This is a genomic window from Mesorhizobium sp. M6A.T.Ce.TU.016.01.1.1 (genome assembly GCF_003997065.1).
In the GTDB taxonomy this organism is placed as follows: domain Bacteria; phylum Pseudomonadota; class Alphaproteobacteria; order Rhizobiales; family Rhizobiaceae; genus Mesorhizobium; species Mesorhizobium mediterraneum.
Genome location: NZ_RZTJ01000138.1, coordinates 1 through 443, shown reverse-complemented (window position 1 = coordinate 443; position 443 = coordinate 1). Strand labels below are relative to the sequence as shown.

The 443-nt window shown below is 64.8% G+C and carries 1 protein-coding gene; it reads left to right on the top strand.

All coding sequences use genetic code 11. The features are described from left to right. The coding region (locus tag EOC94_RS33620; RefSeq protein WP_148128472.1) for an AMP-binding protein at positions 1–443 on the top strand (443 nt) is incomplete at both ends.

Below are 443 nucleotides of genomic sequence, written 5' to 3'. Positions count from 1 at the left end.
CCACCATCGCGGTGCGGCCCTGATGGCCTACACCAACACCATCCATGCCGGCATGGCCAAGCACGCGGTCTATTTGTGGACGCTGCCGATGTTCCACTGCAATGGCTGGTGCTTTCCCTGGACGCTCGCCGTCCAGGCCGGCACCCATGTCTGTCTGCGCTGGGTGCGGCCGAAGCCGATCTACGATGCGATCGCCGATCAGGGCGTCACCCATCTGTGCGGCGCGCCGGTCGTCATGTCGGTGCTGATCAATGCCAGGGACGAGGACAAGCGCGCATTTCCGCAGACGGTCACTTTCAACACGGCTGCAGCACCCCCGCCGGAAGCCGTGCTGTCGGGGATGGCGGATGCCGGCTTTGCCGTCACCCATCTCTACGGCCTGACCGAGACCTATGGCCCGGCGGTCGTCAACGAATGGCACGGCGCCTGGGATGATCTCGAAA